Below are 6431 nucleotides of genomic sequence, written 5' to 3'. Positions count from 1 at the left end.
CCGCGCGCCTGCAACATCGTCGGAGAGGTGCAGCAACCCCGATGCGACGACGAGCTCGAGCGATTCCGGTTGGGCGTCGAGGTCCAGCATCGCATGCTGCAGGAACGTGTACAGCTGCGACGCGGGCCGTCGTTCCCGATCCACAGCCGCCCATGCCCGCCATTGCGCCAACCAGGTCTCGACGCCGTCGACGGCGTCGGGGGCCTGTGGGTCGAGCGGGGGTTCAGCGGCAGAGTTGTCGATTGCTCCCTGCACATACTTCGCGACCAGCGCGGGAGGACGCGGTGGATCTTCGAGAACAAGACGCCGCGCACGGAGGAAGACGTCGCCTGCCGCGGCATCGGCGGTCAGGCCGACGTCGAGGTTTCCCTCGTCGAGAGACATCACGGCACGGTGTTTGTCGAGGGTACGGACAGGTGCGCTCCGTGCTTTGACGAGCTCGGCCAGAAAGGCAAGCAGGCGTTGCACGCGATCCCTGAGTTCAGGTTCGCTCACCCTCGGCTCCACACCCACTCCACTCTCCCTGCGGACGTCCTTCCGCCCGTCGACGGAAACCGGGCAACTCCAGCTTAGGAACCACCTCCGGCATGTCCGTGTCCGGTCTCGCTTGTCGCCGATTGCGTCCCTCCGAACCCGTCACCGCGATCGCACCTGGCCTGTGCGAAGAACAGCTATCGAGTGCACGGGGGATGGTACGGGCGGGTACGTCACGGCAGACGCAAGCTCATAGCCCCCGGGGATACCCGCCGCCGACCCGGTCGGGGTCGTCGGCCAGGAACACCACGTCCCGGCGGCCATGATTGAAGGCGCGGAAGTTGTCGTAGTCCCAGCCGGCAGGGGAGTAGTCGTCGTTCCACCGCACTCGCGCGGCGGGCACGAGCCCGGCCTCGGCATACAGGTCCGGCAGCACGGTGTCGAACAGTCCAGACGGCGGCCATCGAGCGCGGTGGCGTACCGGACCATCGCGCGTGCCGCGCGCGGGTGGGCGCAGTCCCGGTGCGCGGACACCGAGACGATCTCGTCGCCGTGCAGGGCGGCGCCGGCCTTGCCGTCGTCGGTCACCAGTAGCCGCATCCGCCGGTAGTCGTCGTGGACAGACACCGAGGCGGCATAGGGATTCTTGTGCCGGCCGTCAGCGCACCACCAGCTCCGCGCACGCCCGGAACGGTATCGCGTCCACATCGACGACGCCCTTGCCGGCGAGGGTTTCGCCCAGGTCGGGCAGCGGCGGGATGCTGAATCCGGCGGCGAGAGCGATGTCCTGGCCTTCTTGTACCGGTGCGAGGCTGTGCTCGTCGCCTTGGCCCCGGTCTGATCGGCCAAGACCGCGAAGGTCCACTCCGGGTGGGTGATCTCGAGTTGGGCGGCCGCCTTGACGACCGGAGCGAGGTCGGCGCTGTCGAGGAACGCCGGCAGTTGCGCGATGGTCTGCTGTGCGGGTCGCACCGCCGGCCGGAGGTACCGGCGGTGGGGTCACCTCGTCGAAGTGGGCGAGGTCCGCCGCGACACGAGCGGCACCGTCGCGCGGTGCCACGGGCTCGGCAACGGCGGCCGTCGGTGCGCCGGCGCGGGTGTCGACCGCACGGTCGATGGCCTGTCTCGTCACGACCGTTCCGGCTCAGCCGCGTCGTCGCGCCCGCAGCACCGAGTCGCGGACGGTGACCTGCTCCCCGGAGTGCGGGTGTGCCGTGGTCCGGGACCGGACCTCGCAGAGCTCGACCTCCCACTGACCGTCCTCGAGCGCCGGAATCAGCGACTCGGGGGTGAAGAGGAACCAGTGGTGACCGTGGCGCAGCCCGGTCGCCAGGTCGTCGGGGTGGTGACCGACCACCAGCAAGGTGCCACCGGGGGCGACCGCGGAGCCGAGGCGCCGGGTCAGCTCGACCATCCCGCCGTCGGGAAGATGCAGGAACTGCGAGGACACCAGATCCCATCGCTGCTGGCCGGGCTGCCAGCTGCGGACGTCGGCGGCAACCGTGGTGACACGGTCACCGACGCCGGCCTCGGCTGCGTGCGCGGCCGTCTTCTCCAGGGCGGCGACCGCGAAGTCCAGGGCCGTGACCGACCAGCCGCGGCCGGCCAACCAGACCGTGTCGGCGCCCTCACCACAGCCCACGTCCAGGGCCCGTCCGGGTGTCAGGGACGAGACCTCGGCCTCGAGTTGGGGGTTGACGCGTCCGCTCCAGACCCGCTCCCCGGAGTAGCGATCCTCCCAGGCGGGCTGCTCGAACAGCTCGGCCCGGCGCTCGCCGACCGCGCGGTCGGCGTCCTCGGCGGCCAGGTCGGCGTTGACGAACGCTCCCACCCGGGTGCCGTGAGCGGCCGCGCCGATCAGGGTCATGCCGATGTCGGTGGCGTTGCCGGCCGCGTACAGGCCCGGCACCGCGGTCGCCCCCACCGGGTCGACCGCAATCACCGACCCCACCGGCACCCCGCCCCACTCGACGTGCTGCGGCTCCAGGCCGAGGGAGGTCAGGAAGTCGAGGCATACCTGCGGCCGCGAGGCCACCACGATCGCCTCGCGCTCGAGCAGCGAGCCGTCGGCCAGACGCACCCCGATCAGCCGGTCGCCGTCGGTGACGACCTCCCGCGCAGTGCCGTGCTCGATCCGCACCCCGATCGCGGCCATCCGCTCCACGTCGGCGGCCGGCAGCTCGACCCCGTCGGCGACGACGAGGACGACGTCGCCGGTGAGCTGGCGCCAGAGCAGACCCTGGTGTCCCGCGACCGGGCTGGTCGCCAGTACCGCAATCGCTCGACCGCGCACCTCCCAGCCGTGGCAGTAGGGGCAGTGCAGCACGTCGCGGCCCCAGCGTTCGGCGAGGCCGGGGACATCGGGCAGTTCGTCCACCACCCCGGTGGTGACCAGCACCCGCCGGGCGGTGACCTCGCGTCCGCTGTTGGTGGCCACGGCGAAACCGTGCTCGGTGCGGGTCACGGCCGTCACGCGGTCGCTCGCCAGCTCCACCCCGTACGCCGCCACCTCGGCCCGGCCGTCGGCCAGCAGGTCGAGCGGGGGCACCCCTTCCCGGCCGAGATAGTTGTGGGCGTGCTCGGCCGGAGCATTGCGAGGCTCACCCGCGTCGAGCACCAGCACCCGGCGACCGGACCGCCCCAGCACCATCGCACCACTCAAACCGGCAGCGCCGCCGCCGACCACCACCACATCGAAACTCTCGTTCTCCGTCATGCCTCCAGGGTGCAAACCCCTCCCGAGATATGGCAAACATCCTTGCCGTAATGGCAAAGCTGCGGCACACTGAGCGAAATGGAAGACCAGGACGTCTTGAAGAACGTGGGCCCGAGACTGCGACAGCTTCGACTCGAACGGGAAGCCACCCTGAGCGACCTGGCGGAGGAGACCGGCATCTCGCTCAGCACCCTCTCCCGACTGGAATCCGGACAGCGCAAGCCCACCCTCGAGCTGCTGCTCCCCCTCGCCCGCGCCCACCGGGTCGCACTGGACGAACTCGTCGACGCCCCGGACACCGGCGACCCCAGAATCCGGTCCAAGCCGGTGACCCGGCACGGCCGGACCTTCATCTCCTTGACCCGCCGCCCCGGGGGCCTGCAGTCCTTCAAAATGGTGCTGCCCACCGTGGACGACGTCGCCCACCCGACGCTGCAAACCCACGAAGGCTACGAGTGGCTCTACGTGCTCAACGGCCGGCTGCGCCTGATCCTGGGCAGCCGCGACATAGTGCTCGAACCCGGAGAAGTGGTCGAATTCGACACCCGCACACCGCACTGGATCGGCAACCCCGGACCCACCCCCTGCGAAGTGCTCGCAATCTTCGGCCCCCAAGGAGAACGCATGCACGTGCGCTCATAACCAGCGCCCCGTCCCCGACCACGCACCCCCGCCGGCGGCCGGCGACGAGCACCGCGGTGACGTAGCGGCACCGATCCTCACCGCCCCGACAACCTCGGACACCGGGCCCACACCGCCAACGTCGGCACGACCACACCATCCCCACCCACCGGAAACTGCACCCTCAACTCCATTGCGCGGGAGGAGTTGCGCGGTACATGACACTTGAGGCTACGGACGTCCAGCTCTGCATTTACGCGGGTATGCGTTGCGCTGGGGGCCTGCACGTCACTCACCATCTCGCCGCGCCCCGCACGCGAGGGGACCGCGGGCGCGGTCGAGGCTCTAGACCGCCCCCAGAACCGCGGGCAGCGTTGTCGGTCGCAACCCGAAAGCTTCTCGACCGACGTGACAAAGCGTGTCGAGACCGCTGACCGTGAGGTCACGTGGCCCAACCCGCCCGCATGATGTCTTCGAGCGCGCCGCCGGACGTCTCATCGGTCAAGGCGGCCTCCCGCACCCAACTGATCGCGAGCACGTTCAGGAACAAGTCTTTGCCTCGCACGGTCGGTCGGGCGCCGCCGTCGCGTTGGGGAAAGAAGTTGGCTTGAGGTCGGTGGCGCCGCGGCGAGGCGCGTGGACCTGCCCGATACCGGCACCACCCGGTGCCGGCCTGGCGGCGACGGCGCAGGCGGTGTACGAGGTGGCCACCGCACCGATCACCGTCCGCGGCGTGCTCACCTGCCCCTCCACGTCCCTCGCCGCCTTCGCTGCCCAAACCGTGACGGGTGGTAGGCAGCAACGCCACCGAGATCGTCCTGCCGAAACGCGCAGACTCGCTGAAAGAGGTTCTGCAACAGCGCAAGAGCATCGCCGAAGACGTCGAAAGGATGCTCGACGACCACCCTCTTTCCCGAGTCCTGATGTCGATGCCCGGCATCGGTGTCAGCACTGCAGCTCGCATCCTGCTCGAGGTCGGCGACGGTTCGGCGTTCACTTCCGCGGCCCATCCGGCCGCCTACGCGGCATCGCCCCGGTCACCCACCGGTCCGGCTCCTCGATCCGCGGCGAACACCCGGCGCGGTCGGGCAACCGCAAGCTCGAACGAGCGCTGTTCCTGTCCGCGTTCGCGGCGTTGCACGACCCGACCAGCCGTGCCTACTACGACCGCAAACACGCCGAAGGTAAGAAGCACAACGTCGCCCTGATCTGCCTGGCCCGGCGACGTTGCGACATCCTCTACGCAATGCTCAAGAACAAGACCTTCTATCGAGTCCGTGATTCCGTCTCGAGAAGAACGTCGGGCTGCGCGGCGGATCCGCCCCGGTGCGGGGCCTACCTCCCCGACCTGCTCGACCGGGTCTGGAACGGACGCATCGAGCCCGGCAAGGTCTTCGACCTCACCTTGCCCCTCGCGCAGGTCGCCGAAGCCTACGCAGCCATGGACAAGCGGCGCGCCACCAAGGTCCTACTGCGCCCCTGACCGGATTCCGGCACCCCTGCGAGCGGTCCAGCCATGACGCCACCGCCCGCGACGGTTCAGCGCGTGCCGCCGCTCACATTCTCGTGTGCCCCCGTGTAGTGCATCGGACTGTCCAGCAGATGCGCCGGCGGCAGGTTGCGATCGGGCGTGTGCACGACGGGCGCGTCCGCCGGGATGCGGCCCGATGCGCGGTCCCAGCCGGCCCGGGCCCGCGGATGGTAGCGGTAGCGTCGCGGAATCAGCTTCTCCCCCAGCCCGATCGAGCGGCCGATGGCGCGGTGCAGCCGTTCTTCCCGCTCGGAGAAGGTGTAGCCCAGCAGCGCGCGCACCGGCGGGTCGTACAGGCCGATCGTCAGCCAGAGGAACCCACGGGTCATCGGTGGCCGCAGCACCGTCCACACACTCGCGGGCACCCACCGCAGGAACGGCGGCCGGTCGAGGTGCGACAGGTCCAGCACGTCGCGGGTCGCCTTGTTGTCCTCGAGCACCTCCCGGCACATGCGGTCCCAGTAGGCGAGGAAGTCCTCCCAGCTCTCGGGGACGGGTCGCATCGACACCCCGTAGAGCCGGTACCACTGGACGTGCTCGTCGAACAGCCTGTGCTTGTCCGCGAGGGACAGCGGGCCGTCGAACCACTCGATCGAGACCACGAGACTGTAGAAGAACGTCGCGTGCGCCCAGTAGAACGTGTCGGGGTCGAGGGCGTGGTAGCGCCGGCCCTTCTTGTCGATCCCCTTGATCGTGTCGTGGTAGCCACGCACCTGGGCGGCGGTTTCCGGGGCGCGCGGGCCGTCGAAGACGACGCCGTAGATGGGGTACAGCGACCGGTACAGGCGTTCCCAGCGCTCGTCGAAGAACTGCGAGTGCTCCTCCACGGCCGCGCCGAGGCCCGGGTGCATGTTCTGCATCGATCCGGCCCAGGGGCCGAACAACATTCCGCGCCAGCCGCCGAAGTACTTCCACGTCAGGCTGTCGGGGCCGAGCGGGACGAGCTCGCTTTGACTACGCACGTTGTCAGTTTGGGGTGTGGCCCGGCGCATGTCAAGGACGCACGGATTCGCTCGCACCTTCGGAATCTGCCCACGGCGTGCACCGCGCAACCTCCGGAAACACGCACGAATCCGTGATGGGGCGGGT

Annotated in this window: 5 protein-coding genes and 3 pseudogenes; 3 read left to right on the top strand and 5 right to left on the bottom strand. The window is 69.6% G+C overall.

The window, feature by feature from the left end:
* The 4 genes and pseudogenes from G6039_RS17310 to G6039_RS17295 form a co-directional block, all read right to left on the bottom strand.
* Positions 1–495: pseudogene (locus G6039_RS17310) on the bottom strand (AAA domain-containing protein); the annotation flags it as partial.
* A gap of 229 nt (positions 496–724) precedes the next feature.
* Positions 725–910: a hypothetical protein gene (locus G6039_RS30290; RefSeq protein WP_051446019.1), complete on the bottom strand. Its 186-nt coding sequence runs from the start codon at positions 908–910 to the stop codon at positions 725–727.
* 222 nt (positions 911–1132) lie between these two features.
* Positions 1133–1339: a hypothetical protein gene (locus G6039_RS17300; protein WP_029545710.1), complete on the bottom strand. Its 207-nt coding sequence runs from the start codon at positions 1337–1339 to the stop codon at positions 1133–1135.
* 279 nt (positions 1340–1618) lie between these two features.
* On the bottom strand, positions 1619–3190 hold the full coding sequence (locus G6039_RS17295; protein WP_043798420.1) for an FAD-dependent oxidoreductase: 1572 nt from the start codon (positions 3188–3190) through the stop codon (positions 1619–1621).
* A 78-nt stretch (positions 3191–3268) separates the two neighbouring features.
* Between G6039_RS17295 and G6039_RS17290 the strand changes: the two genes are divergently transcribed.
* The 3 genes and pseudogenes from G6039_RS17290 to G6039_RS30285 all read left to right on the top strand — a co-directional run.
* On the top strand, positions 3269–3832 hold the full coding sequence (locus tag G6039_RS17290) for a helix-turn-helix domain-containing protein (RefSeq protein ID WP_043798421.1): 564 nt from the start codon (positions 3269–3271) through the stop codon (positions 3830–3832).
* Positions 3833–4599: 767 nt separating this feature from the next.
* Positions 4600–5084, top strand: a pseudogene (locus G6039_RS17285) (transposase); the annotation flags it as partial.
* A gap of 26 nt (positions 5085–5110) precedes the next feature.
* Positions 5111–5294 (top strand): annotated as a pseudogene (locus G6039_RS30285) (IMP dehydrogenase); the annotation flags it as partial.
* A 56-nt stretch (positions 5295–5350) separates the two neighbouring features.
* On the opposite strand, the gene G6039_RS17280 reads toward G6039_RS30285, so the two are convergent.
* Positions 5351–6304 carry an oxygenase MpaB family protein gene (locus G6039_RS17280; protein ID WP_043798711.1) on the bottom strand — a complete coding sequence of 318 codons (954 nt, stop codon included), beginning with the start codon at positions 6302–6304 and terminating at the stop codon, positions 5351–5353.
* Between the last annotated feature and the right edge of the window lie 127 nt (positions 6305–6431).

It is taken from the genome of Rhodococcus aetherivorans (assembly GCF_011058165.1).
In the GTDB taxonomy this organism is placed as follows: domain Bacteria; phylum Actinomycetota; class Actinomycetes; order Mycobacteriales; family Mycobacteriaceae; genus Rhodococcus; species Rhodococcus aetherivorans.
Note: the sequence above shows the minus strand (reverse complement) of the source record. Positions and strands in the feature narration are given on the sequence as shown.

What these genes read in the sequence shown, in the direction of transcription:
- G6039_RS17295 (WP_043798420.1), bottom strand. Translation starts at nt 3,190, where the DNA reads ATGACGGAGAACGAGAGTTTCGATGTGGTGGTGGTCGGCGGCGGCGCT.
- G6039_RS17290 (WP_043798421.1), top strand. Translation starts at nt 3,269, where the DNA reads ATGGAAGACCAGGACGTCTTGAAGAACGTGGGCCCGAGACTGCGACAG.